The organism is Roseinatronobacter sp., assembly GCF_051859525.1.
Classification (GTDB): Bacteria; Pseudomonadota; Alphaproteobacteria; order Rhodobacterales; family Rhodobacteraceae; genus Roseinatronobacter.
In genome coordinates this window covers 1-23,322 of sequence record NZ_JBHYFM010000034.1, presented here as the reverse complement: position 1 = coordinate 23,322, position 23,322 = coordinate 1, and the positions used below count along the sequence as shown (strand labels likewise).

Here is a 23,322-nt window from a genome sequence, read left to right as displayed (position 1 = left end):
GTCAATCCCCGGACGAAGGCGGAACAGTTCTACATCACGACCGCCGATGCGGCGGCGTTTCATGCGAAATTCTTCACGCCCCGCTCGATGGCGAACACCTATCGCAGAAGCTGGCAGGGCCTCCGGGTCGATCTGGACCAAGAAGGAATTGCCCCCTTCAGTCCAGATGGCCGAGACTAAGGCCGGATCTTCCTGCGCAGCGAGGTTGAACAGGGCCTTCGTCCCTAGATGACTGGGCGATGGAAGGCTCGCTCGAGAAAAACTAACAATCAGCCTTTTGGCCCCTTACGGATGACCTTCATCTAACCGCATCTGAATGACCCGTTTCCGGGAGGCCAACGGCATCACGCAGGTGTTATTACGACGTCAAAAAACGCTTGACAGCCTCTGCGTAAGCTTATGGTTGCGTTTGCGCACTCATATGGTTTTTCTGGGTGAAAATGCGGCTGTTTAGCCGCATTTGCTGTGTCCGCAGGCGCGGCAGGTCATGCACCCTTCGATCATGACCATCTCGAAGGAGCCGCATGAAGGGCACATGCGGCTTGAAGGGGGGATGCCTGCCGGAGGGGTGGTCATTTCGGGGTCGTATTTCAGGCCCAGCCCTTCACCCGCGATAAAACCGATCCGGACCAGATGCTGCTCGATCACACCGCCGATCGCGGCCAGAATGGACGGGATATACTTGCCCTGCACCCATGCGCCGCCGCGCGGGTCGAACACGGCTTTCAGTTCCTCGACCACGAAGGACACATCCCCCCCGCGCCGGAACACGGCAGAAATCATCCGCGTCAGGGCCACGGTCCATGCGAAATGCTCCATATTCTTGGAGTTGATGAAAATCTCGAACGGGCGGCGATGGCCATTGATTATTGTGTCGTTCACCGTGACATAAATCGCATGTTCCGAGCCGGGCCATTTCAGTTTGTAGGTGTGCCCTTCCAGCGCGTCGGGGCGGTCGAACGGGGTGGATAGATACACGACATCGGCGCCCTTGTCCGCTTCGGGGGCGGTGTCAGTGTCTTCGGCGACCGACAGGACCGAGCCTGTCACGTCATTGGGGCGGTATGTGGTGCAGCCTTTGCAGCCCATATCCCACGCCGCCATATAGACATCCTTGAACGCGTCGAAGTTGATATCCTTGGGGCAGTTGATGGTTTTGGAAATGGAACTGTCCACCCATTTCTGTGCTGCGGCCTGCATGCGCACATGGTCCATGGGGGCCAGCACCTGCGCGTCGACGAAATAGTCGGGCAGGGGCGCATCGCCATGCATCTGGCGCCACATCTGCACGGCGTAATCCTCGACCTTTTCATCGGTTTTGGACCCGTCTTTTTGCAGCACCTTGCGGGTGTAGCTATGGGCGAACACCGGCTCGATCCCCGAACTGACATTGCCCGCGTACAGGCTGATCGTGCCCGTGGGCGCGATCGAGGTCAGCAGCGCGTTGCGAATGCCATGGGTGCGCACGGCGCTGCGCACATCGTCATCCATAAGTTGCATATTGCCGGACGCAAGATAGGCATCTGCGTCAAACAGCGGGAATGCCCCTTTTTCAGCGGCCAGATCGACACTGGCCAGATAGGCGGCGCGCGCAATGGCGCGCATCCATGTGTCGGTTTGCGCGACTGCGGCATCGGACCCGTAGCGCAGACCCGTCAGGATCAGCGCATCCGCCAGCCCCGTGACGCCCAGCCCGATCCGGCGTTTGGCGCGGGCTTCTTGCGCCTGTGCATCCAGCGGAAAGCGGCTGGCATCGACGACATTATCCATCATGCGCACGGCCACACGCACCAGATCATTCAGCGCGTCCTCATCAAGGCGGGCCTTCGGGGTGAACGGATCGCGCACCAGCCGCGCCAGATTGACCGACCCCAGCAGGCACGCGCCATAGGGCGGCAGCGGCTGTTCCCCGCATGGATTCGTCGCCGCAATCGTTTCGCAATAGGACAGGTTGTTGGCCGCATTGATGCGGTCAATGAATATGACGCCCGGTTCGGCATAGTCATAGGTCGCCTGCATGATCCGGTTCCACAGATCACGGGCCTGAACCGTGTGATAAATGCGCCCGTCAAACTGCAAATCCCATGCCGCATCGGCCTTGACGGCATCCATGAAGGCATCCGTGACCAGAACCGACAGGTTGAACATGCGCAACCGTGCGGAATCCTGTTTTGCGGAAATGAAATCTTCAATATCGGGGTGGTCGCAGCGCATTGTCGCCATCATCGCCCCGCGGCGTGACCCTGCCGACATGATGGTGCGGCACATCGCGTCCCACACATCCATGAAGGACAGCGGGCCAGAGGCGTCGGCGGCCACACCCGTGACCGGCGCCCCCTTCGGGCGGATGGTGCTGAAATCATAGCCGATACCCCCGCCTTGCTGCATGGTCAGCGCCGCTTCGCGCAGCATGTCGAAAATGCCGCCCATACTGTCGGGAATCGTGCCCATCACAAAGCAGTTGAACAGCGTCACACTGCGCGCGGTGCCAGCGCCTGCGGTAATGCGTCCGGCAGGCAGGAACTTGAAATCTTCCAGTGCGCTGAAAAACCTGTCTTCCCACAGGGCGGGGTCTTGCTCCACCGTTGCAAGCGCGCGGGCAATGCGGCGCCATGTATCCTCAATGCTTTGGTCGATGGGGGTGCCATCTGCCTGTTTCAGCCGGTATTTCATGTCCCAGATCTGTTCGGCAATCGGGGCGGCAAAGCGGCTCATGGCGGGCATCCTTTGATGATATGTAGCGGGGAGGGGACAAGATAGGCGCAGTGGTCCATGTGGTCAACGCAGATCCCCCGATACGGGCAGGGATTTTGCGGCACGGAACCTGCGGCACGCAATTTGCGGCGCTGGCCCGATACGGCGCGCAATGTCACAAAACATGCATCTAGCCGCGCTACACCCTGCCGGCACCGGGACGCATCGCGCGATGTGATATTGCGCATGGTGCGACAGATTGGCATCGTGCAAGGCTGGGACTTTGGGGAAGGGCGGATTTCGTCATCATGCGGTTGAAGAACCCGTTGGCCGGTTGGGGGCCTTTTGTGCTGGCATTGGGCGGCACGCAGACCATCGGCTACGGGGCGGTGTTTTATGCCTATCCTATCCTTGTGCCTGCCATTGCTGCGGAATTCGGCGTGTCGGGGCCTGTGCTGTTCGGGGTGTTTTCCGTTGGCCTGTTGCTGGGGGGGCTGGCCTCGCCACGATTGGGGCGGTTGCTGGACCAGATCGGTGCCGCGCAGGTCATGGCGATTGGCAGCACATTGGCCGCGATATTGACGGCCTCCATGGCGTTTGCGCCGAATTTCATCAGTTTTGCCGTGCTGGTCATCTTGTTGCAATCGATCAGCTTTGCCGTGCTTTATGACGCGGCATTCGCCACACTGGCGCTGAAGGAACCGGATGACACGCGCAGTGCGATCACCCGTCTGACCCTGATCGGGGGATTCGCATCAACCGTATTCTGGCCGCTGACAGGGTTCGGGGTGGAAACCCTTGGCTGGCGTGGCACCTGTGCGGTGTTCGCGCTGCTGCATCTGGGGGTTGCGCTGCCGTTGCATTTGTGGATCGCGCGCAAGCCGCCTGTGGCGCGGACGGGACCGGCTGCGCCCGTGCGCGCGCCGCGCCCTGAATTTCCCGCGATTGCGCCCGACCAACTGCGCCGCGCCTTTGTGTTGCTGGCGCTTGGGTTTTCGGTGACCGGAATGGTGATTGCCGCCATCGGGGTTCATATGGTGCCGGTGCTGATAGATCGGGGGCTGGGGCAGGCGGCGTTTCTGGTGGCCATGTTGATGGGACCGGCGCAAGTGCTGATCCGGCTGGTCGAGGCCGGTTTCTGGCGCAATTTCCACCCCCTGAGTGTTGCGATAATTTCCGGCGCGGCGGTGCCGTTGTCGTTTTGCGTGCTGTTGGTGGCAGGGCAGGGGGTGGCACTGGCCATCATGTTTGCGCTGCTGTTCGGCGCGGGGCAGGGGCTGGCCAGCATTGTGCGCGGGTCGGTGCCGCTGGTGCTGTTCGGGCCTGTGGGCATCGGGGCGCGGTTGGGACGGCTGGCAGGAATGCGCAGCGTGATGGCGGCGGCCGCGCCGTTCCTGTTTGCCGTGTCGCTGGCAGGGCTGGGGCCGGTGGCCACGCTTTGGGTCTGCGTGCTGTTGGGCGCGGTGGGCCTAGGTGCGCTGGTCATGCTGCGCGCCAGTTTGCGCGCACAGGGGCGCTGGCAGGCGCTGTAGCGGGGGCTGCTGCATCTGCGTGCAGCCCGCATCCGGCAGCCCGCCTCAAGGGCGCGTCACAAATTCGAGATTGCCACTGGAAATGACGAAACTGCCTCATATGTCAGGTACAGGACGCCGGACCGGAACTCCGCGTCTGTATTTCTGTTACTGTCCCTCGTTCCGCACTTGGCCCGGCCTGCTGGTCGGGCCTTTTTCTGCTTGCATCAGCCGGACGGGCAGATCAAACATATGATATGACATCACCAAATCCCGCAGAATTGAAGAAGATACTGCACCGCACGAAGGTGATCGCCGTGGTCGGTGTGTCAGCCAATCCGGTGCGCCCCAGCTATTTCGTTGCGCGCTACCTGAAGCTGAAAGGCTATCGCATCATTCCGGTCAATCCCGGACTGGCGGGCCAGTCGTTATTTGGTGAAACCGTGCTTGGCAGTATCGCGGATTGCCCGCCACAGGTGGATATGGTTGATATCTTCCGCCGGTCCGACCATGTTCCCCCGCTTGTCGATGAGGCGCTGGCGCATTTGCCGAATTTGCGCACCATCTGGATGCAGATCGGGGTGGAACATGCCGAAGCTGCCGCAAAAGCGCGTGCGCATGGTGTGGATGTGGTCGAAAACCTGTGCCCGAAAATGGAATACCAGCGCCTGTTCGGGGAATTGCGCATGGGCGGGATCAATACAGGCGTGATCTCCTCTCGGCTAAGTTAGGGGATGGCCGGTGCGGCGGGGCATGTGAACGTTATTATGTTGTAATAACCATCCAAAACGAAAAAAGCCCCCGCAAATGCGGGGGCTTTGTGCGTTCTGCCGCTCGTTAGCAGCTGTAATACATCGCGTATTCGATGGGGTGGGGTGTGTGCTCATAGGCATACACTTCTTCCCATTTCAGGTCGATATAGGCCATGATCTGGTCCTTGGTGAACACGTCACCGGCCAGCAGGAAGTCATGATCCGCAGCAAGGCTGTCCAATGCTTCGCGCAGCGATGCGCAGACTGTGGGAATGCCTTCCAGTTCTTCCGGCGGCAGATCATACAGGTCCTTGTCGGATGCAGGGCCAGGATCGATCTTGTTGCGGATACCGTCAAGGCCAGCCATCAGCAATGCAGCGAATGCCAGATAGGGGTTTGCAGACGGATCGGGGAAACGGGCCTCGACGCGCTTGGCCTTGGGGCTTTCGGTCCATGGGATGCGGATACAGCCCGACCGGTTGCGTGCGGAATAGGCGCGCAGAACAGGCGCTTCAAAACCGGGGATCAGGCGCTTGTAGCTGTTGGTTGTGGGGTTGGTGAACGCGTTCAGCGTTTTGGCATGTTTCAGAATGCCACCAATGAACCACAGCGCTTCCTGGCTAAGGTCGGCGTATTTGTCGCCTGCAAACAGGGGCTTGCCATCTTTCCAGATGGACATGTTCACATGCATGCCGGTGCCGTTGTCACCCTTGACAGGCTTCGGCATGAAGGTTGCCGTCTTGCCATAGGCGTCGGCGACATTGCGCACGACATATTTGTATTTCATGATCTCGTCAGCTTGCTTGGTCAGCGACCCGAAGATCAGGCCAAGTTCGTGCTGCGCGGACGCCACTTCTGTGTGGTGCTTGTCGACCTTCATGCCCATGTCTTTCATGGTGGTCAACATTTCAGAACGCATGTCCTGATTGGCATCCATCGGGTTCATGGCGAAATAGTGACCCTTGACGCCCGGACGGTGGCCGGTATTGCCGGTGTCATACTCGGTGTCGGAATTCCATGCCGCTTCTTCGGCATCAACTTCAAAACTGACCTTGTTGATCTTGTCGCTGAACTTGACGCTGTCGAATACAAAGAATTCGGCCTCGGGGCCAAAATAGGCTGCATCGCCCACGCCCGACGATTTCAGATAGGCTTCTGCCTTCTCTGCGGTGCCGCGCGGGTCACGCTCATAGGGCTCGTTGGTGTCCGGCTCCACAATGGATGCGTGAATGGCCAGCGTTTTTTCTGCATAGAACGGGTCGACATAGACGCTGTCCAGATCGAACACCAGTTTCATGTCAGAGGCTTCGATCCCCTTCCAGCCGGGCACGGAAGACCCGTCGAACATGAAGCCTTCTTCAAGGAAATCTTCGTCAACCAGATCGCCCACAATGGTCACATGCAGCATACGGCCGCGCGGGTCGGTGAAACGGATATCCAGATAGGCGATATCTTCGTCTTTCATAAGCTTGAGAACGTCAGCTGAACTCATGTCTTTTTCCTTTTCTTTGGGAATTCGGTCTGGGGTTTCCCCCGGATAAATCAAATCACGTCAGAGCGCGTCATCACCGCTTTCGCCTGTGCGAATGCGGATCGCCTGCTCGACCGGGGAAACGAAAATTTTGCCATCGCCAATTTTTTCGGTGCGGGCGGCGGCGATGATGGCCTCGACGGCTTCATCAACCTGATCATCTGGCAGGACAATCTCGACCTTTACCTTCGGCAGGAAATCGACGACATATTCGGCGCCGCGATACAGTTCGGTATGCCCTTTCTGACGGCCAAAACCCTTGACCTCCAGAACCGACAAACCCTGAACGCCGATGTCTTGCAGCGCTTCCTTGACCTCATCAAGCTTGAACGGTTTGATGATCGCTTCGATCTTTTTCATGCCCTCGCCTTTTCGTTTCCTCAAGCCCTCTTCCGGCTTGCCCTGTTCAGATCATGTTCAGACCTTCCTCACAATCTGATAGACTGGAACTTGGGCATGACAAAACACCCAATCAGCAGCAAAGCCCTAAAAATGATCATAGTGATTAATAATTGTGCAAAATGGAAAAAGCGGGCCTGACAAAATGGTCGAAATACTGACATCCGCCCAAATGCGCGCCGTTGAATGCGCCGCTATCGATTCTGGTGCGGCCACGGGGCTGGAATTAATGGAATGCGCGGGCCGGAACGCCGCTGCTGCGATGCTGGAACACTGGGGGCTGGACGACGAATCAACGGGCACTGCCCTAATTTTGTGCGGACCGGGGAATAACGGGGGGGATGGTTTTGTGGTTGCGCGCGTGTTGGCCGCGCGCGGCTGGGCGGTTACTGTCGGCCTGTGGGGCGATGCGGCGAAGTTGCCGCCGGATGCGCGGGAAAACCATGACCGATGGGCACAGACCGGCATTGTGCACCCGCTTTCGCCGGATCTGCTGGCGGCAGCGGGGCCGGATACATTTGTCATTGATGCGCTGTTTGGCACCGGCCTGACACGGCCGCTTTCGGGGGGGCTGGCCGGCATGGCGGGGCAGTTGCAGGGTATGTCACCGCGCGGGTGCATTGCCCTTGATGCACCAAGTGGCCTGTGTCTGGACAGCGGGCGCGTGCTGGGGGCGGTGTTTCCGGCGGATCTGACGATCACCTTCCACCGTGCCAAGTTGGGGCATTACCTTGGCCAAGGGCCGGAATGTTGCGGGCGATTGGCGGTTGTCGATATCGGCTTGCAGTCCACCGCCCCAACGGTGGGCGGCGGTGCTGTCTTGCTGGACCAAAGCGTCGCGCGCGACGTGAACAAGACTGCCGCGCGGCATAAATATTCCTACGGGCATGCCTTGGTGCTGGCGGGCGGCGTTGGCAAGGGCGGTGCGGCCCGTCTGGCCGCGCGGGCGGCGCTGCGTATCGGGGCGGGCGTCGTGACGCTGGGCTGTCCGGCTGCGGCGCTGCAGGAAAATGCGTGCAGGCTGGATGCGGTGATGCTGCGCGCCATGCGGGGGCCGGATGACCTGACGCGGGCGCTTGCCGATGCGCGGGTGAACGCGCTGTGCGTTGGTCCGGGGGGCGGGCTGGACGCGCGTGCGGCAGCGATGTTGCGCGCGGCCCTTGAGGCGCGCAGGCCCACCGTTCTGGATGCCGATGCGCTGACGCTGCTGGCGCAAGGTGCGGTCACGTTTGGTGCGCTGCGGCAGGATGTGGTTCTGACCCCGCATGCAGGCGAATTTGCAAGGCTGTTTCCCGATATTGCTGCGCGCTTGCACGATGCGCCGGCGCGGGGTCCGGCCTATTCCAAGCGTGATGCGACCTGTGACGCGGCGGCGCGCGCGGGGTGTGTCGTGGTGTTCAAGGGGCCTGATAGCACGATTGCCACACCGGACGGGCGCTGCGCCATAAATGCCGCATGCTATGATCAGGCCGCGCCATGGTTGGCGACTGCGGGGGCTGGTGATGTGTTGGCGGGCATGATCGCGGGCTTGCTGGCGCGCGGGTTTCCCGCCTTCGACGCGGCCTGCGCGGGCACATGGCTGCACAGCCAGACAGCGCGGCATTTCGGACCCGGCCTGATTGCCGAAGACCTGCCTGACACCTTGCCCCGAACATTGCGCGCATTGGGCTGACAGGCGGGCTTCGGTCAGTGCAGTCTGGTGAAATTGGTAGCCGCTGCGGGACTCGAACCCGCACGCCCATTCGGGCCTCAGATTTTAAGTCTGGTCTGTCTACCAGTTCCAGCAAGCGGCCGTTGCCCTGACCTAGCGCCCTGCGCGGCGCGGCGCAAGGTGTTTTCAGCGCGTCAATGCGGCCGTGCCATGCCTACCGGCCCAGCAGAATCGCCGAGACGGGAACCAGACTGATCTGATCAACGCGCCCTTCCGACTGCCACAAATCCAACGCGTCCAGCGTCGATTCATTGCTCGCCTCGCCGAATACGATCACATATCCAACCTGACTGGCCTGAAACACGGCGCGGTCCAGAAAGCGCCTTATGGTAATCGCGCTTTCATCTGCCGCATCCAGAATGCGGAACACTTCTGCATGCGGCACGCCCAGTGCGTCAGCGCTGCGCGCTGCCTGCCCCATGCCACCAGCAAATGTGACCAGCCCATAGCCATCACGCATGATCACCTTCATGATGTCCGACAAAAGGCGTGTGTTGCGCACAAACCCGTTGCGGGGCAAATCGATGACCGCAGCGGCAAGGGGCACATTGTCGAAATAGGCCCCGAACGTGACATCTATATCTGATTCCGTTGCGCCTGCGGGAATGCCATTGGCCAGAATCAGCACTTCCTTGCCGGCTGCATGATACAGTTCTGCCGCTTCTGCGGCGCTGGGGTCCATGGGGTTCAGGGCGACCGTAAATGCGGTGTCCCGTGCTGCCAGTTCACGCCGCAAGGGCATTGGCAGGCCGGGGTCATGCAGCACGATGGCCATCAAGGCACCATCTGATGCGGCGGGGTCAACCGCAATGGCGTTGCGTTCCAGCGCCGTGACTATGGCCGGTTCATCGGGCGTGTCGCCTGATGGCGCGTCCACCCCGCGTGACGGCAGCGGTGCCACGCCGTCGCGGGGTGCAAGGCGCTGCCCCGGCATGCCCGCGATCCGGTTGCCCGGCATTGTTGTGCCGGTGTCAGTGTCCTGCGGCTGTTCGGGGTCGGCGGTCACCGCCACGTCCGTGTCTGCGTCTGCGGGCGGCAGCACTTCGTCATCCGGTGCTGGATCGGGCGCGGGTGCGGGATCTGGGGCGGGCAGATCATCCGCCTGCGCGCGATCACTTTCTGCGGGCGGCGGTGCGTCCGGCTGCGGCAGTTCGGCCTGTGCGCGCGGGGCGCTGCCGGTCCCTTGGGTGGGCGGGGATGTGGCAAGGGGGGGATATTGTTGCGGTGTCTGCGGCGCGCTGTCTGCATCCAAACCACTTGGCGGGTCTGCGCTGGCCTGTGCTTCGTCCGGCACGTCGGGCAGGCGCGCAACACCGGCAGGCATGTCAGGGCGCATATCGCCAGCGGGGGCTGCCAGACGCGGCAGGGCGTCAGGGCGCGTGGCGCCGCCGGTGTCATCGGGCACTGCCGCCAGGTGGTCATCGGCAAGGGCGGACGGGGCCTGCACCATGTCGCCGGGAACGCCGGGGGGGGTATCGTGACTGTCCGCGCTGTCGGCTGGCCCGTCTTGTGGCTGGGCGTGATCATCTGCAAGCCTCAGCGCGGGGGCGGGCTGTGCATCGGCAGGTTCAGGCGTGGCAGGTTCGGGTGCAGTAGCTTCAGGCGCTGCAGTTTCAGGCGCTGCGGGGGCGGGGGCCTCAACCTCGGGCAGGTCTGGCGCGGCGGCGTCTTGCTGAATGGCGGGTGGCGCAGGCTGCGGCGGAAATGCGACCGCCAGCCCCAACACCCCGACCGCGGCGATGGCCAGACCAAGCCCGAAGCCTGCTACACCAATGCTGTTCACCCGATTTCTCCGCGTTAGACTGCTGAAGGTTCAGCTTGTGATGCGCGCATGCGCTGCCATAGGGCCGCCAGCCGCTGGCCAGCTGCCTTGCTACATGCCATCCTTTCCACAAAAGCGCCCTGTGATCAAACAGATTGCGGCCTGCAGGCTTGACCTTGCGGCCCGCGCGCGGGCATGTAGGGCAGGTGTCCTGAAATCCGGGCATAGCCCCAACCGTCAAGGCCGGAACCATGCTGCTATTGATCGATAATTACGACAGCTTCACCTATAATCTTGTGCATTATTTTGGCGAGTTGGGCGCAGATGTTGTCGTGCACCGCAATGATGCGCTGGATGTGCAGCAGGCGATGGCATTGAAGCCATCCGCGATTGTGCTGTCGCCCGGCCCCTGCGATCCGGATCAGGCCGGTGTGTGCCTGCCACTGACACTGGCCGCCGCCGAGGCGCGTGTGCCGCTGTTGGGTGTGTGTCTGGGCCACCAGACCATTGGGCAGGCGTTCGGCGGCAAAGTGGTGCGCGCGCCCCAGATCGTGCATGGCAAACTGGGGGCCATGCATCATGCAGGCAAGGGCGTGTTTGCGGGCCTGCCTTCGCCCCTGAATGCGACGCGGTATCATTCGCTGGTGGTGGACCGCGACACGCTGCCCGATTGTCTGGAAATCACATCATGGCTGGAGGACGGGCTGATCATGGGCCTGCGCCACCGTGAATTGCCCGTTGAAGGGGTGCAGTTCCACCCCGAAAGCATCCGGTCCGAACATGGCCACGCCATGCTGCGCAATTTTCTGGACATGGCACAGGTTGCAGCGTGATGGATGACCTCAAGCCCCTGATCGCCATTGCCGCCGCCCGCCCCCTGACACGGTCAGAGGCCGAGACAGCCTTCAACCTGCTGTTTGACGGGCAGGCCACGCCCGCGCAGACCGGCGGTTTCCTGATGGCCATGCGCACGCGCGGCGAAACTGTTGACGAATACGCCGCCGCTGCCAGTGTGATGCGGGCAAAATGCGTGAAGGTCAGCGCCCCTGACGGTGCAATGGACATTGTCGGCACCGGCGGCGATGGCAAGGGCACGCTGAATATTTCCACGGCCACGGCTTTTGTCGTGGCAGGGGCGGGGGTGCCGGTTGCAAAACACGGCAACCGCAACCTGTCCTCCAAATCCGGGGCCGCTGATGCGCTGGGCGCGCTGGGCATCGAGGTGATGGTTGGCGCGCCCGTGGTGGAACGCGCACTGCGCGAGGTGGGGATCGGGTTCATGATGGCCCCCATGCACCACCCCGCCATGCGCCATGTTGGCCCCGTGCGCGCGGAACTTGGCACGCGGACGATTTTCAACATTCTTGGCCCGCTGACAAACCCCGCAGGCGTGAAGCGCCAGCTGACCGGCGCATTTTCGCCCGATCTGCTGCGCCCGATGGCGGAAACCCTGCGCGCGCTTGGGTCCGACAAGGCATGGCTGGTTCATGGCGGGGATGGCACGGATGAATTGTCCATCGCCGCCGAAAGTCAGGTCGTCGCACTGGAAGGCGGGGGCTTGCGCGACTTTACCCTGCATCCCGAAGATGCGGGCCTGCCTGTGCATGCGTTCGAGGAACTTCTGGGCGGCAGTCCGCAGGAAAACGCCGTGGAATTGCTGGCAATGCTGCAAGGGGCGGGGCGCGCGGCCTTCCGCGATGCGGTGTTGCTGAATGCGGCGGCTGCGCTGGTCGTCGCTGACAAGGCCGCCACCCTGCAAGAGGGGGTGGAGCGCGCGCGCGAAAGTATCGCATCAGGTGCTGCCATGCGAACCGTTGACGCGCTGGCGAAGATCAGCCCCGTGAAAGAGTGAAGCGAAGGAACCCCGATGGCCACCATACTGGACAAGATCAAAGCCTATAAGCTGGAAGATGTCGCCACCCGCAAGGCCGCCCGTCCACTGGCTCAGGTCGAAGATTCCGCACGCTCCGCCAGCCCGCCGCGCGGTTTTGCCAGGGCGCTGACACGCGCGCAGCAGACCGGCTACGGGCTTATTGCCGAGATCAAGAAGGCCAGCCCGTCCAAGGGCCTGATCCGCGCTGATTTCAACCCGCCCGCCTTGGCGTGCGCCTATGCAGCAGGCGGTGCAACCTGCCTCAGCGTGCTGACTGATACGCCCAGTTTTCAGGGGGCGGATGATTTTCTGCTGGCTGCACGCAGCGCGGTGGAGCTGCCTGCGCTGCGCAAGGATTTTCTGTATGACACATGGCAGGTTGCGGAATCCCGCGCGTTGAATGCCGATTGCATCCTGATCATCATGGCATCGGTCAGTGATGCACAGGCGCAGGAACTGGAAGATGCGGCCTTTGGCTGGGGCATGGATGTTCTGGTCGAAGTCCATGACGAAGCGGAACTTGACCGCGCGCTGGCGCTGAAATCGCCGCTCCTGGGCATCAATAACCGCAACCTCAATACATTCGAGGTGACGCTGGACACCACCCGCCGCCTGTCGAAACTGGTGCCGGATGGCAAGTTGCTGGTGGCCGAAAGCGGGATTTACACGCCCGCAGATCTGGCTGATCTGGCCACGCATGGCGCGCGCAGCTTCTTGATTGGCGAAAGCCTGATGCGGCAGGATGATGTCGCCACTGCAACGCGCAACTTGCTGGCCCCCATCCGGTCCGAAAAGGTGTAATGTGGAAAAACTGACACATTTTGACGCTGATGGCCATGCGCACATGGTCGATGTATCGCAAAAGTCCCATACCGCGCGGGTGGCCGTCGCCGAAAGTGCTGTGCAGATGCAGGCGGAAACACTTGCCCTGATTACCGAAGGCCGCGCCAGGAAGGGCGATGTGTTGGGCGTGGCGCGGCTGGCGGGCATTATGGGCGCAAAACGCTGCGCCGATCTTATCCCGCTTTGTCATCCGCTGCCGATTACCAAGGTCAGTGTGGACCTGACCCCTGATGACAGCCTGCCCGGTGTGCGCATCCGTGCCGAAGTGCGCACCACCGGCCAGACCGGCGTCGAGATGGAGGCCCTGACCGCTGCATCGGTTGCGGCCCTGACCGTCTATGACATGCTGAAAGCGGCGGAAAAATCGATGACGATCCTGCAAACCCGCGTTGTGCTGAAGGATGGCGGCAAATCCGGCAGATACGAGGCTGCAACATGATCACCCCGGAGGAGGCACTGGCCCGCATATTCGCCCTGACCCGACCGCTGGACACGGAACAGGTGCCGCTGGACGCCGCTGCCGGTCGGGTGCTGCGTGATCCGGTGGTTGCCTTGCGCGACCAGCCACCCTTCGCGGCCTCGGCCATGGACGGATATGGGGTTTCAGGCGACGCGCAAGCGGGCGCGCGGTTGCGTGTCATTGGCGAGGCTGCGGCGGGACATGCGTTCTCAGGCCATGTTGCGCAGGGGCAGGCGGTGCGCATTTTCACCGGCGCCCCCGTTCCCGACGGCGTCGAACGCGTGGTCCTGCAAGAAGACGTCACCCCCCAAGAGGGGGGGATAACACTGCCCGACACGCTGGACCGGTCCACGCATATCCGCCCACGCGCGGCTGACTTCAAATCTGGTGACACCATCACTGCGCCGCGCCGTCTGGCCCCTGTCGCGCTGGCGCTTCTGGCGTCCATGAACTGCCCGAATGTGACGGTCAGCCGCCGGCCCGAGGTGGCGATTATTGCCACCGGCGACGAACTTGTCATGCCCGGGGGCGTTCCGGCCGCAGACCAGATTATCGCGTCCAACGCCTTCGCAATCAAGGCGATTGCCGAGGCAGAGGGCGCGCGCGCCCGCATTCTGCCCATTGCGGCCGATACCGAAGCCTCTTTGCGGGCGGTGTTCGGCCTTGCGTCAGGGGCCGATATGATTGTCACCATTGGCGGCGCGTCAGTCGGCGACCATGATCTGGTTGGTCCGGTTGCCGACGCGCTTGGTGCGCAGCGAAGTTTCTATAAAATCGCGCTGCGTCCGGGCAAACCGTTGATGGCCGGAACGCTGCACGATGCCGTTCTGTTGGGGTTGCCCGGAAACCCCGTATCCTCAATCGTTTGTGCGCATTTGTTCATGCGACCGGCCTTGCGCGCCATGCAGGGGCTGGGCGAATGGCCCTTGCCGACCTCCAGCGCCGCGCTGGGGGTGGATCTTGCGGCCAACGGGCCGCGCACCCATTACATGCGCGCCACCCTTGGGCCCGGGCCGGTGATTGCGCCGGTCAGCAATCAGGACAGTTCGCTGCTAAGTGTTCTGGCCGGTGCCGATGCGCTGCTGATCCACCCCGCAGGGGACAGGGCGCGCAAGGCCGGTGAACAAATGCGGTATATCGCGCTGTAAGACGGGTTGACACAATAAGTGAACGACGCTAGAACATAAGGTGAATACTTAGGCGCATCAACTGATTGTATCAACTGCCGGGGGCGATATGCTGACAAGAAAACAGATTGATCTCTTGAAACTGATACATGTGCGTATGGAACGCGATGGTGTCGCGCCGTCCTTCGATGAAATGAAGGACGCATTGGACCTGCGGTCCAAATCGGGCATTCACAGGTTGATTACAGCGTTGGAAGAACGCGGTTTTATCCGCAGACTGCCCCATCGTGCCCGCGCGATTGAAGTCTTGAAACTGCCCGATGCGCTGTCGCGGGACGGGTTCGTTGCGCAGGTCGTGGACGGGGGCGCCAAGGATAAGCCCGCCCCGCCGGCCAGATCAATGGCCGTCGAAGCAACCGCAACGACCTTGCCGATCATGGGCAAGATCGCCGCAGGCACCCCTATTGAGGCGATCAGCGAAGTGGTGCGCAATGTCGCTGTGCCCGGCTCCATGCTGGACACGCGCAAACAGCATTACGCGCTGGAAGTGCAGGGCGATTCGATGATTGATCTTGGCATCAATGACGGCGATATCGTCGTCATTCGTGAACAGGACACAGCCAATAATGGAGATATTGTCGTCGCACTGGTCGAGGGGCATGAGGCGACGCTGAAACGGTTTCGCCGCCATAACGGGATGATCGCACTGGAAGCCGCCAATCCCGCCTATGAAACGCGCCTGCTGCGCGATGATCAGGTGCAGGTGCAGGGCAGGCTGGTCGGATTGATCCGCAGCTATTGATCTGTGATTGTTCCGGCAATGGGCGCGGGGTTCGACCCCGCTTCGGCCCCGTCCGGCGCGCATGTCCCAAAGCGGGGATTACACCATCATTTCCTTGGTCGCGGTCAAGCGAATATCGGGGTAATCGCGCCCGACACGGTCAATGTCCCATTGCAGGCGGGTCATAAAGACCGGATCGCCATCACTATCGGTCGCCATATGCTGCTTGTTGGCGGCGGCAAACGCCTCGACCGCCTGTTTGTCGCCTGCCACCCAACGCGCCGATGTGAATTGTGTGGGTTCAAACCGGACCGGCAGCCCGTATTCCAGTTCAATGCGGCTGGCCAGCACTTCAAACTGCAACTGGCCGACCACCCCGACAATGAAACCCGACCCGAAGACGGGCTTGAACACTTTGGCCGCCCCCTCTTCGGCGAATTGCATCAGCGCCTTGTCCAGATGCTTGGCCTTCATCGGATCGCCCGCCCGACAGGCTTGCAGCAGTTCCGGTGCGAAGGATGGAATGCCGCTGAAACGCAATGCCTCGCCTTCGGTCAGGGCATCGCCAATGCGCAACTGCCCATGATTGGGAATGCCGATAATGTCGCCCGCCCATGCCTCCTCTGCCAGTTCACGATCGGCGGCAAGGAACAGAACCGGACTGGCCACGGCCATCTGTTTTTTCGACCGCACATGCAGCAATTTCATGCCCCGTTCAAAATGCCCTGATGCCAGCCGCACGAAGGCCACACGGTCACGGTGCTTGGGGTCCATATTGGCCTGCACCTTGAATACGAAACCTGTTACCTTGTCCTCTTCGGGGGCAATCTGACGCGATTGCGCGGTCTGGGGCTGCGGTTCGGGGGCGTAGTTTGCAATGCCGCGCATCAGTTCCTTCACACCGAAGGAATTGATGGCAGACCCGAACCAGATGGGGGTCAAATGCCCTTCCATAACCGATTTCGGGTTCAGGGGCGGCAGCAATTCGCGTGCCATCTCAATCTCGTCGCGCAGCTGGCGCAGCATTTCATCGGGGACATGCTCGGCCATTCGGGGGTCATTCAACCCGTCCAGAACGATGCTTTCGGCAACCTTGTTGCGGTCCGCGCGGTCCATCAGTTCCAGCCGGTCATGGATCAGATCATAACAGCCCAGGAAATCCGAACCCTGCCCGATGGGCCAACTGGCCGGTGTCACGTCAATCGCAAGGTTTTGTTGAATTTCGTCAATAATATCGAAGGTATCGCGGCTCTCTCGGTCCATTTTGTTGCAAAATGTCAAGATGGGCAGGTCGCGCAGGCGGCACACCTCGAACAGTTTGCGGGTCTGCGACTCGACCCCTTTGGCACCGTCAATCACCATCACGGCCGCATCCACTGCCGTCAGCGTGCGATAGGTATCTTCCGAGAAATCGGAGTGGCCGGGCGTGTCCACCAGATTGAAGCGGTATGTGTCATAATCAAATGACATCGCCGAGGCAGAGACCGAAATGCCGCGGTCCTTCTCCATCTGCATGAAATCCGACCGCGTGCGCCGCGCCTCGCCCTTGGCGCGGACTTGTCCCGCCATCTGGATCGCGCCGCCGAACAGCAGGAACTTCTCGGTCAGCGTTGTCTTGCCCGCATCAGGATGCGAGATGATGGCGAAGGTTCTGCGCCGCGCGATCTCAGGCGGCAATTCGGGGCGGTTCGGGGCGTTGTCCAACATGGCGCGCGTATATTCGTTGCCGCGCAACCATGCAAGATGATGTTACTGCGCGCAGCGCTTGCAAAACGGCGTTGCAGGCAGCAGGTCCAGCCGCGCGGCGCTGATTTCTGCGCCACATGTCGTGCAGAACCCGTATTCGCCCAATCCCAACCGCGTGAACGCCGCATCAATCATGCGCAATTCGGCCTGCGCGGACTGACCCAGCGCGTTCAGGGTTTCGTCCTCTTCATGCTCGGTGGCGTTTTCTTCCCAGTCCGGACTGCCGGGGTTGGACAATTCCTGATCGACAAAATTCATGCGCGCCAGCAATTCAAGCCGCCGTTCTGTCAGTTGCGCCTTGCGGTCTTCAAGCGAAATTATGTCGGTCATAAGGTATCTTTCCTTCTGGTTCTGCCCCATGATGACGGAAATGACCGCCCGCGTCCTTGATCGGTGTCAAATGCCCCTTTTCGCGGCGCGCGCAGGGCGCTAGAAGGGCGGCATGTTGAAAACACGCATCATACCCTGCCTTGACGTTGCCGATGGCCGCGTGGTCAAGGGCGTCAATTTCGTGGATCTTGTCGACGCGGGCGATCCGGTCGAAGCCGCGCGCGCCTATGACGCGGCGGGCGCGGATGAGCTGTGCTTTCTGGACATTCACGCAACCCATGAAAACCGCGGCACCATGTTCGATCTGGTCACCCGCACCGCCGAGCAGTGTTTCATGCCGCTGACCGTAGGCGGCGGGGTGCGCAGTGTGGACGACGTGCGCGCGCTGCTGCTGGCAGGTGCCGACAAGGTCAGTTTCAATTCCGCCGCGGTGGCTGACCCCGATGTGGTGGCGCGCGCCGCCGACCGGTTCGGCAGCCAGTGCATTGTTGTGGCGATTGATGCCAAGACGGTCGCCCCCGGTGAATGGCAGATATTCACCCATGGCGGGCGCAAACCCACAGGCATTGACGCAGTTGAATTTGCCCGCACCATGGCGGCCAAGGGCGCGGGCGAAATCCTGTTGACCAGCATGGACCGCGACGGCACGCGGGCGGGGTTCAACCTGCCATTGACGCGCGCGATTGTCGATGCGGTGCCTGTGCCGGTCATCGCCTCGGGCGGGGTTGGCACGCTGGACCATCTGGTCGAAGGGGTGACGCAGGGCGGTGCATCGGCGGTTCTGGCGGCGTCGATTTTCCACTTTGGCGAATATACAATAGGACAGGCCAAGGCCCATATGGCCGCCGCCGGCCTGCCGGTGAGGCTGGCATGAGCGCGCTGGAACGGCTGGCCGCCACAATCGCGGACCGCGCGGAGACAGCGCCTGACAGCAGCTGGACGGCGAAATTACTGGCCAAAGGCCCCGAAAAATGTGCCGAAAAATTCGGCGAGGAAGCGATCGAGGCCGTGATCGAAGCGGTCAAGGGCGATGCGGACCGCCTGACATCGGAAGCGGCGGATGTGCTGTATCATTTGTTGGTCATGTGTGCCGCGCGCGGGGTAACGCTTGCGCAGATCAACGCCGAACTGGCCCGCCGCGAAGGCGTGTCCGGTCTGGCCGAGAAAGCTGCGCGCGATGTCTGACGCCTGCTGTCTGGCCTGTTTTCTGGCCTCTTGTCGCGGCACAGGCAACAGTATATCCTGAACAGGTTAACATTTTAGGCAGATTCAGATGGGTGACTGGCTTCTTTCGCTTGTTGGCACGCCCGAAGGCGCGCGACTGGCCACGATCCTTGCGCTGACCTCCGCGCTTGCGCATGCGGTTTTCGGGGCATTGCAAAAAGGCGCGCATGACCCGTGGCTGACGCGCGGGTCCATCGATTTGTGGCTGGCGGTGCTGTCGGCCCCTGTGGCGCTGTTCTTTGTCAACTGGCCCAGTGCGGCCATGTGGCCGGTGTTGCTGGGCGTTATCGTCATTCACTTCATCTATAAGCTGGCCATGGCGCTGGCCTATGAAAAGGCGGCTTTCACAGTCGTTTATCCGGTTGTGCGGGGCACGGGGCCAGTGATTACCGTCATCGCGGCCATGGCGATCTTCGGCGAAAGCTACTCGCTTTTGCAGTGGCTGGGCGTGGCCTGTCTGTCGGGGGGTATTCTGCTTCTGGCCCTGCGCAACCTGTCGGAAGAACAGATTGACATGCGCGCGCTGAAAATCGGGCTGGGCTGGGCGCTGGCGGGCGGTGTCATGGTGGCGGTCTATACGACCTATGACGCATGGGCCATCCGGTTGTCGGGGGACCCGTTCAGCTTTCTGGCGTGGTTTTTCTTTTTGACCGCGCTGGATTTCCCGTTCCTTGCGTGGATGCGATACCGGCGCATGACCAACCCGCCGCGCCCTGCGCCCTTGTTGGTGCGCGGGCTGGCGGGGGCGTTGATTGCCTATATCAGCTTCGGTGGGGTGATGATTGCCACCCTGGTGGGCAAGGTCGGCGAGGCCGCGATCCTGCGCGAAACATCAACCGTGTTTGCGGCGCTGATTGGCTGGTTCATCCTGCGGGAACGGGTGGGGCCGCGCAAACTGGCGCTGATGGTGATGATTGCCATCGGCGCCGTGATTGTGGAGTTCGGGCGCTAAAGCGTGTTGCGCAAAAGCGGGAACCGGTTTTGCGCTGCGCGAACACGCTCCAGTCCCGCATGCGGTCTTTGCGCCAGAAGGCTTATACACCTGACGATGGCGTCAGGTGTTGTCGCGCGTGATCTGGCCGCCCAGATCGGCCATCAGCCCCTCGAATGCCGGAAATGATGTCGCGATGGGCGATGCATCGTCAATCGTCACCGGCTTTTGCGTGGTCAGTCCAAGGCACAAGAACGCCATGGCGATACGGTGGTCCAGATGGGTCTGGACCGTCGCGCCGCCCGGCACGCCGCCTGCGCCCATGCCATGCACCGTCAGGCTGTCCTCGGTCTCGCTCACGCGCACGCCGCAGGCTTCCAGCCCGCGCGCCATCGCATCCAGCCGGTCCGATTCCTTGACGCGCAATTCCTTGACGCCGCGCATGGTGGTGACCCCTTCGGCGGTGGCCGCAAGGGCCGACAGGATGGGGTATTCGTCAATCATGCTTGCGGCGCGTTCGGGGGGCACATCAACCCCTTTCAGCGCCGAAAACCGCACGCGTAAATCGGCCACCGGCTCGCCGCCCTCAATGCGGGGGTTTTCCATGACCAGATCGGCGCCCATTTCCTGCAATGTTGTGAAAATGCCATTTCTTGTGGGGTTCTGGCTGACACCGGGCACCAGAATGTCGGAATCCTGCACCATCAATGCGGCACAAACAGGGAAGGCGGCTGAACTGGGGTCGCGTGGAACGGCCACGTTCTGGCCGCGCAGCTCCGGCTGGCCGGTCAGGGTAATGACGCGGCCTTCATCCGTATCCTCGACCGTAATTTCCGCGCCAAATCCGCGCAGCATGCGTTCGGAATGGTCGCGGGTCGGCTCGGATTCAATCACGACTGTCTGGCCCGGTGCATTCAGCCCCGCCAGCAATACGGCGGACTTCACTTGCGCCGAAGGCATCGGCACATGGTAGCGCGCGGGCACAGGGTCTTGCGCGCCGATAACTGTCATCGGCAAACGCCCGCCACGCCGCCCGACAGCCTGCGCACCAAACAGCGCCAGCGGGTCGGTGACACGGCCCATAGGGCGTTTGTTCAGGCTGGCATCGCCGGTGAATGTGGCCGTGATGTCGGTTGTGGCCATCGCGCCCATGATCAGCCGCACGCCGGTTCCGGAATTGCCGCAATCAATCACGCAATCGGGTTCGCGAAAACCGCCCACACCCACACCGTGCACGGTCCAGTCGCCCGGCCCGTTCTGGATGACCTCGGCCCCGAAGGCGCGCATGGCGCGCGCAGTGTCCAGCACGTCCTGCCCTTCCAGAAGCCCCGTCACATGGGTTTCACCCACAGACAGTGCGCCAAGGATCAGGGCGCGGTGGGAAATGGACTTGTCACCGGGAATCTGCGCTGTGCCGCGCAGCGGCGCGGATTTGCGGGCGGTCATTGGAATTGCGGGGCCGTGGCCGGACATGCGCGCACCTTTCTTGACGGAATGCGCGTTGCTGATAGCGCAAGCGCCGTGCCCCGTCCATGGGCAAGCGCAGCATTAGTCCTGTTGTTGCAGCCGGTGCTGAATTTCGGCCAGCAGCGCATCCAGTTCCGCGCGGATGGCGGGGTTGCGCGCGCCTTCATGTCCGGCCATTCCCTGACCCAGCGTTTCGGCATAGGCCACGCGGTTGGCAATCTGGGTTTGCGCAAGGGCTGCGTCCAGCGTACTGGCCGCTTCGGCAATTTCCGCGCCCAGCCGTGTGCCCGCGCGTGCGCGGTTCAGCACCACCAGCACATCGCGCCCTTCGCGCCGCGCCAGATCCAGCACCCCTTCGGTGGCCCACAGGTCCACATGGCTGGAGGCCACAGGCACGACCACCAGATCGGCCTCTCGCAGGGCAGGGCGCAGGTCCGCATCGGCCTTGGGCGGCGTGTCGATGATGACGAAATCGGCCAGATCACGCAGTTTGCCCACCTCATAGCCCACACCCCATGCCGATGCTGTGGAAAATTCCAGCCCGTCGCTGCGGCCTGCCTGATGGCGGGTCATGAACCAGCGCCCCAATGATCCTTGCGGGTCGGTGTCCAGAAACGCAACCTTATGGCCCGCGCGTTGCAGCATGGCCCCCAGATTGACGGCCAGCGTGGTCTTGCCGGACCCGCCTTTTTGTTGCGCGACTGTGATGACTTTCCCTTTTGGCATGGTGCACCCCTTTTGCTGCGCCGCAGCATAACGGTTTTTCCTGTTGAATGCACGCGCAAAAGATCAGGCGCGTTCGTCCTTGGGGGACCCCATGACAACCATTGTCGTCAATGTGTCCAGATACGGGAAGGCGCCCATATAATCGGTGTGGAAATGCTTATAGGCCGCAAGGTCGCGCACTTCCACGCGCAGCAGGTATTCGACCGTGCCGGTAATGTTGTGGCATTCGCGCACCTGCGGCGCGGCGCGCATCAGGCGTTCAAATTCTTCCTGCGCGGCCTTGGTATGGAGCGACAGCCCGACAGTGACATAGGCAATGAACCCGATGCCGGTTTGTGCGGGGTCCAGAACAGCCCTGTAGCCGGTGATGACACGCCTGCGTTCCAGATCCTGCACACGCCGCAGACAGGCCGAGGGCGACAATCCCACACGTTCGGCCAGATCAAGGTTGGAAATGCGCCCGTCCTGCGTCAGGATGCGCAATATATGTTCTGATATTTTGTCAAGCTGGCTCATATGTTGCAAATTATGTGCGTATCTTGCATTTTTTGCAATTCAATTTCCTGAAACCTGCGTTACGTTCTGCCCGATTACAGGATTGAGATGATGACACCAGAAATATTCCTTGCGCTGCTTGCCTTTGCTTTCGTCACCTCGGCCACGCCGGGCCCGAATAACGTCATGTTGCTGGCGTCAGGGGTGAATTTCGGCTTCCGGCGGTCGCTGCCGCATATGGCCGGAATCGCCCTCGGGCATGCGGGCATGGTGTTTCTGGTCGGGGTGGGGTTGATGGGCATTTTCATCAGCTACCCGCCCGCACAACTGGCCCTGAAGGTGGTGTCGGTCGTCTATATGCTGTGGCTGGCGTGGAAAATTGCCAATGCCGCACCGCCTGACGGGGCCAGAACCAAGGCGCGCCCGCTGACATTCCTGCAAGCGGCGGCGTTTCAATGGGTCAACCCCAAGGCATGGGTCATCTCGCTTGGGGCGGTGTCGATCTACGCACCTTCGCAGGATTGGGGGGCGGTGGCCTGGGTGGCTGCGGGCTTTTTATGTGTCGGCTGGACATCAACTGTCATCTGGACCGGCCTTGGGCTGGGGGTGCGGCGCTTGTTGCAGCGCCCTGACTGGCTGCGGCTGTTCAACTATTCCATGGCCGCGCTACTGGTCGCGTCGCTGGTTCCCGTGGTCTTCGCGGGTTGATCCTGCCTGCCACGCGCCTGCAATGCTTGCGCGTGGCGCAAAGCGCCGCTAGTCTTTCCAATAGATCGCATGCGATCGTTAAAAACAAAAACAGTGATCCTTGGGAGGATACCAATGACTTACAGATTTGCAGCCCTTGCGGCGGCAACGGCCCTGTTGGCCGCGCCGGTTCACGCGCAGGAATTGTCGATAGCGACTGGGGGGACTGGTGGTGTATATTTTCCTTATGGGGGTGGACTTGCGGAAGTGAT

22 protein-coding genes, 1 tRNA gene and 1 pseudogene are annotated in these 23,322 nt (G+C 61.7%); 14 read left to right on the top strand and 10 right to left on the bottom strand.

The annotated features are described in order from the left end of the window. Positions 1 to 180: pseudogene (locus tag ACTIE1_RS15965) on the top strand (hypothetical protein); the annotation flags it as partial. Positions 181 to 450: 270 nt separating this feature from the next. Here the strand turns inward: ACTIE1_RS15965 and ACTIE1_RS15960 are convergent. Next, positions 451 to 2,715, bottom strand: coding sequence for an adenosylcobalamin-dependent ribonucleoside-diphosphate reductase (locus tag ACTIE1_RS15960; protein ID WP_439563146.1), 2,265 nt, complete (start codon positions 2,713 to 2,715; stop codon positions 451 to 453). 287 nt (positions 2,716 to 3,002) lie between these two features. Between ACTIE1_RS15960 and ACTIE1_RS15955 the strand changes: the two genes are divergently transcribed. Together ACTIE1_RS15955 and ACTIE1_RS15950 are read left to right on the top strand one after the other, a co-directional pair. Continuing rightward, a complete protein-coding gene (locus tag ACTIE1_RS15955; protein ID WP_439563145.1) occupies positions 3,003 to 4,226 on the top strand; it encodes an MFS transporter in 1,224 nt (407 codons plus the stop codon). Positions 4,227 to 4,462: 236 nt separating this feature from the next. Beyond that, on the top strand, positions 4,463 to 4,936 hold the full coding sequence (locus ACTIE1_RS15950; RefSeq protein ID WP_439563144.1) for a CoA-binding protein: 474 nt from the start codon (positions 4,463 to 4,465) through the stop codon (positions 4,934 to 4,936). Positions 4,937 to 5,042: 106 nt separating this feature from the next. Here the strand turns inward: ACTIE1_RS15950 and glnA are convergent, their stop codons facing one another. Next, entirely contained in the window at positions 5,043 to 6,449 is a 1,407-nt protein-coding gene (gene glnA, locus ACTIE1_RS15945; RefSeq protein ID WP_439563143.1) for a type I glutamate--ammonia ligase, read from the bottom strand. Positions 6,450 to 6,509: 60 nt separating this feature from the next. Beyond that, a complete protein-coding gene (locus tag ACTIE1_RS15940; RefSeq protein WP_439563142.1) occupies positions 6,510 to 6,848 on the bottom strand; it encodes a P-II family nitrogen regulator in 339 nt (112 codons plus the stop codon). A gap of 184 nt (positions 6,849 to 7,032) precedes the next feature. On the opposite strand from ACTIE1_RS15940, the gene ACTIE1_RS15935 reads away from it, so the two are divergent. Next, positions 7,033 to 8,559: an NAD(P)H-hydrate dehydratase gene (locus ACTIE1_RS15935; RefSeq protein ID WP_439563141.1), complete on the top strand. Its 1,527-nt coding sequence runs from the start codon at positions 7,033 to 7,035 to the stop codon at positions 8,557 to 8,559. Positions 8,560 to 8,593: 34 nt separating this feature from the next. Here ACTIE1_RS15935 and ACTIE1_RS15930 read toward each other — a convergent pair. Both ACTIE1_RS15930 and ACTIE1_RS15925 read right to left on the bottom strand, forming a co-directional pair. Beyond that, positions 8,594 to 8,680 (bottom strand) — tRNA-Leu (locus ACTIE1_RS15930). A 72-nt stretch (positions 8,681 to 8,752) separates the two neighbouring features. Next, entirely contained in the window at positions 8,753 to 10,381 is a 1,629-nt protein-coding gene (locus tag ACTIE1_RS15925; protein ID WP_439563140.1) for a divergent polysaccharide deacetylase family protein, read from the bottom strand. Between the two features lie 230 nt (positions 10,382 to 10,611). On the opposite strand from ACTIE1_RS15925, the gene ACTIE1_RS15920 reads away from it, so the two are divergent. The 6 genes from ACTIE1_RS15920 to lexA all read left to right on the top strand — a co-directional run bounded on the left by ACTIE1_RS15920 (position 10,612) and on the right by lexA (position 15,465). Then, complete coding sequence (locus ACTIE1_RS15920) at positions 10,612 to 11,193, top strand: anthranilate synthase component II (RefSeq protein WP_439563139.1); 582 nt, start codon at positions 10,612 to 10,614, stop codon at positions 11,191 to 11,193. After that, entirely contained in the window at positions 11,190 to 12,212 is a 1,023-nt protein-coding gene (gene trpD / locus ACTIE1_RS15915) for an anthranilate phosphoribosyltransferase (RefSeq protein WP_439563138.1), read from the top strand. Before ACTIE1_RS15920 ends, trpD begins: the two co-directional genes overlap by 4 nt. A 15-nt stretch (positions 12,213 to 12,227) precedes the next feature. Beyond that, positions 12,228 to 13,034, top strand: a complete 807-nt coding sequence (gene trpC, locus ACTIE1_RS15910) for an indole-3-glycerol phosphate synthase TrpC (protein ID WP_439563137.1) — start codon at positions 12,228 to 12,230, stop codon at positions 13,032 to 13,034. A 1-nt stretch (position 13,035) separates the two neighbouring features. Further along, positions 13,036 to 13,515 carry a cyclic pyranopterin monophosphate synthase MoaC gene (moaC, locus tag ACTIE1_RS15905; protein WP_439563136.1) on the top strand — a complete coding sequence of 160 codons (480 nt, stop codon included), beginning with the start codon at positions 13,036 to 13,038 and terminating at the stop codon, positions 13,513 to 13,515. Then, positions 13,512 to 14,684 carry a molybdopterin molybdotransferase MoeA gene (locus ACTIE1_RS15900; protein WP_439563135.1) on the top strand — a complete coding sequence of 391 codons (1,173 nt, stop codon included), beginning with the start codon at positions 13,512 to 13,514 and terminating at the stop codon, positions 14,682 to 14,684. The genes moaC and ACTIE1_RS15900 overlap by 4 nt, the downstream gene beginning before the upstream one ends. 88 nt (positions 14,685 to 14,772) lie before the next feature. Further along, positions 14,773 to 15,465, top strand: a complete 693-nt coding sequence (lexA, locus tag ACTIE1_RS15895) for a transcriptional repressor LexA (protein WP_439563134.1) — start codon at positions 14,773 to 14,775, stop codon at positions 15,463 to 15,465. A 78-nt stretch (positions 15,466 to 15,543) separates the two neighbouring features. Here the strand turns inward: lexA and ACTIE1_RS15890 are convergent, their stop codons facing one another. Continuing rightward, positions 15,544 to 17,151, bottom strand: a complete 1,608-nt coding sequence (locus tag ACTIE1_RS15890; RefSeq protein WP_439563133.1) for a peptide chain release factor 3 — start codon at positions 17,149 to 17,151, stop codon at positions 15,544 to 15,546. A gap of 42 nt (positions 17,152 to 17,193) precedes the next feature. Then, positions 17,194 to 17,520, bottom strand: coding sequence for a TraR/DksA family transcriptional regulator (locus tag ACTIE1_RS15885; RefSeq protein ID WP_439563132.1), 327 nt, complete (start codon positions 17,518 to 17,520; stop codon positions 17,194 to 17,196). A gap of 112 nt (positions 17,521 to 17,632) precedes the next feature. Between ACTIE1_RS15885 and hisF the strand changes: the two genes are divergently transcribed. From hisF to ACTIE1_RS15870, 3 genes are all read left to right on the top strand, one after another. Continuing rightward, positions 17,633 to 18,394: an imidazole glycerol phosphate synthase subunit HisF gene (gene hisF / locus ACTIE1_RS15880; RefSeq protein ID WP_277804468.1), complete on the top strand. Its 762-nt coding sequence runs from the start codon at positions 17,633 to 17,635 to the stop codon at positions 18,392 to 18,394. Next, positions 18,391 to 18,705 (top strand): phosphoribosyl-ATP diphosphatase, encoded by a 315-nt coding sequence (locus tag ACTIE1_RS15875; protein WP_439563131.1) that lies wholly within the window; start codon positions 18,391 to 18,393, stop codon positions 18,703 to 18,705. Before hisF ends, ACTIE1_RS15875 begins: the two co-directional genes overlap by 4 nt. Positions 18,706 to 18,793: 88 nt before the next feature. Next, a complete protein-coding gene (locus ACTIE1_RS15870) occupies positions 18,794 to 19,696 on the top strand; it encodes an EamA family transporter (RefSeq protein ID WP_439563130.1) in 903 nt (300 codons plus the stop codon). 102 nt (positions 19,697 to 19,798) lie between these two features. On the opposite strand, the gene aroA is transcribed toward ACTIE1_RS15870, so the two are convergent. From aroA to ACTIE1_RS15855, 3 genes are all read right to left on the bottom strand, one after another. Beyond that, positions 19,799 to 21,148 (bottom strand): 3-phosphoshikimate 1-carboxyvinyltransferase, encoded by a 1,350-nt coding sequence (aroA, locus tag ACTIE1_RS15865; RefSeq protein ID WP_439563129.1) that lies wholly within the window; start codon positions 21,146 to 21,148, stop codon positions 19,799 to 19,801. Between the two features lie 75 nt (positions 21,149 to 21,223). Continuing rightward, the gene (gene parA / locus ACTIE1_RS15860) at positions 21,224 to 21,868 is read right to left on the bottom strand and encodes a ParA family partition ATPase (RefSeq protein ID WP_439563128.1); all 645 of its coding nucleotides are present in this window, start codon (positions 21,866 to 21,868) and stop codon (positions 21,224 to 21,226) included. Positions 21,869 to 21,931: 63 nt separating this feature from the next. After that, entirely contained in the window at positions 21,932 to 22,384 is a 453-nt protein-coding gene (locus tag ACTIE1_RS15855; RefSeq protein ID WP_439563127.1) for an Lrp/AsnC family transcriptional regulator, read from the bottom strand. A gap of 90 nt (positions 22,385 to 22,474) precedes the next feature. On the opposite strand from ACTIE1_RS15855, the gene ACTIE1_RS15850 reads away from it, so the two are divergent. After that, complete coding sequence (locus tag ACTIE1_RS15850; RefSeq protein WP_439563126.1) at positions 22,475 to 23,071, top strand: LysE family translocator; 597 nt, start codon at positions 22,475 to 22,477, stop codon at positions 23,069 to 23,071. Positions 23,072 to 23,322 lie beyond the last annotated feature (251 nt).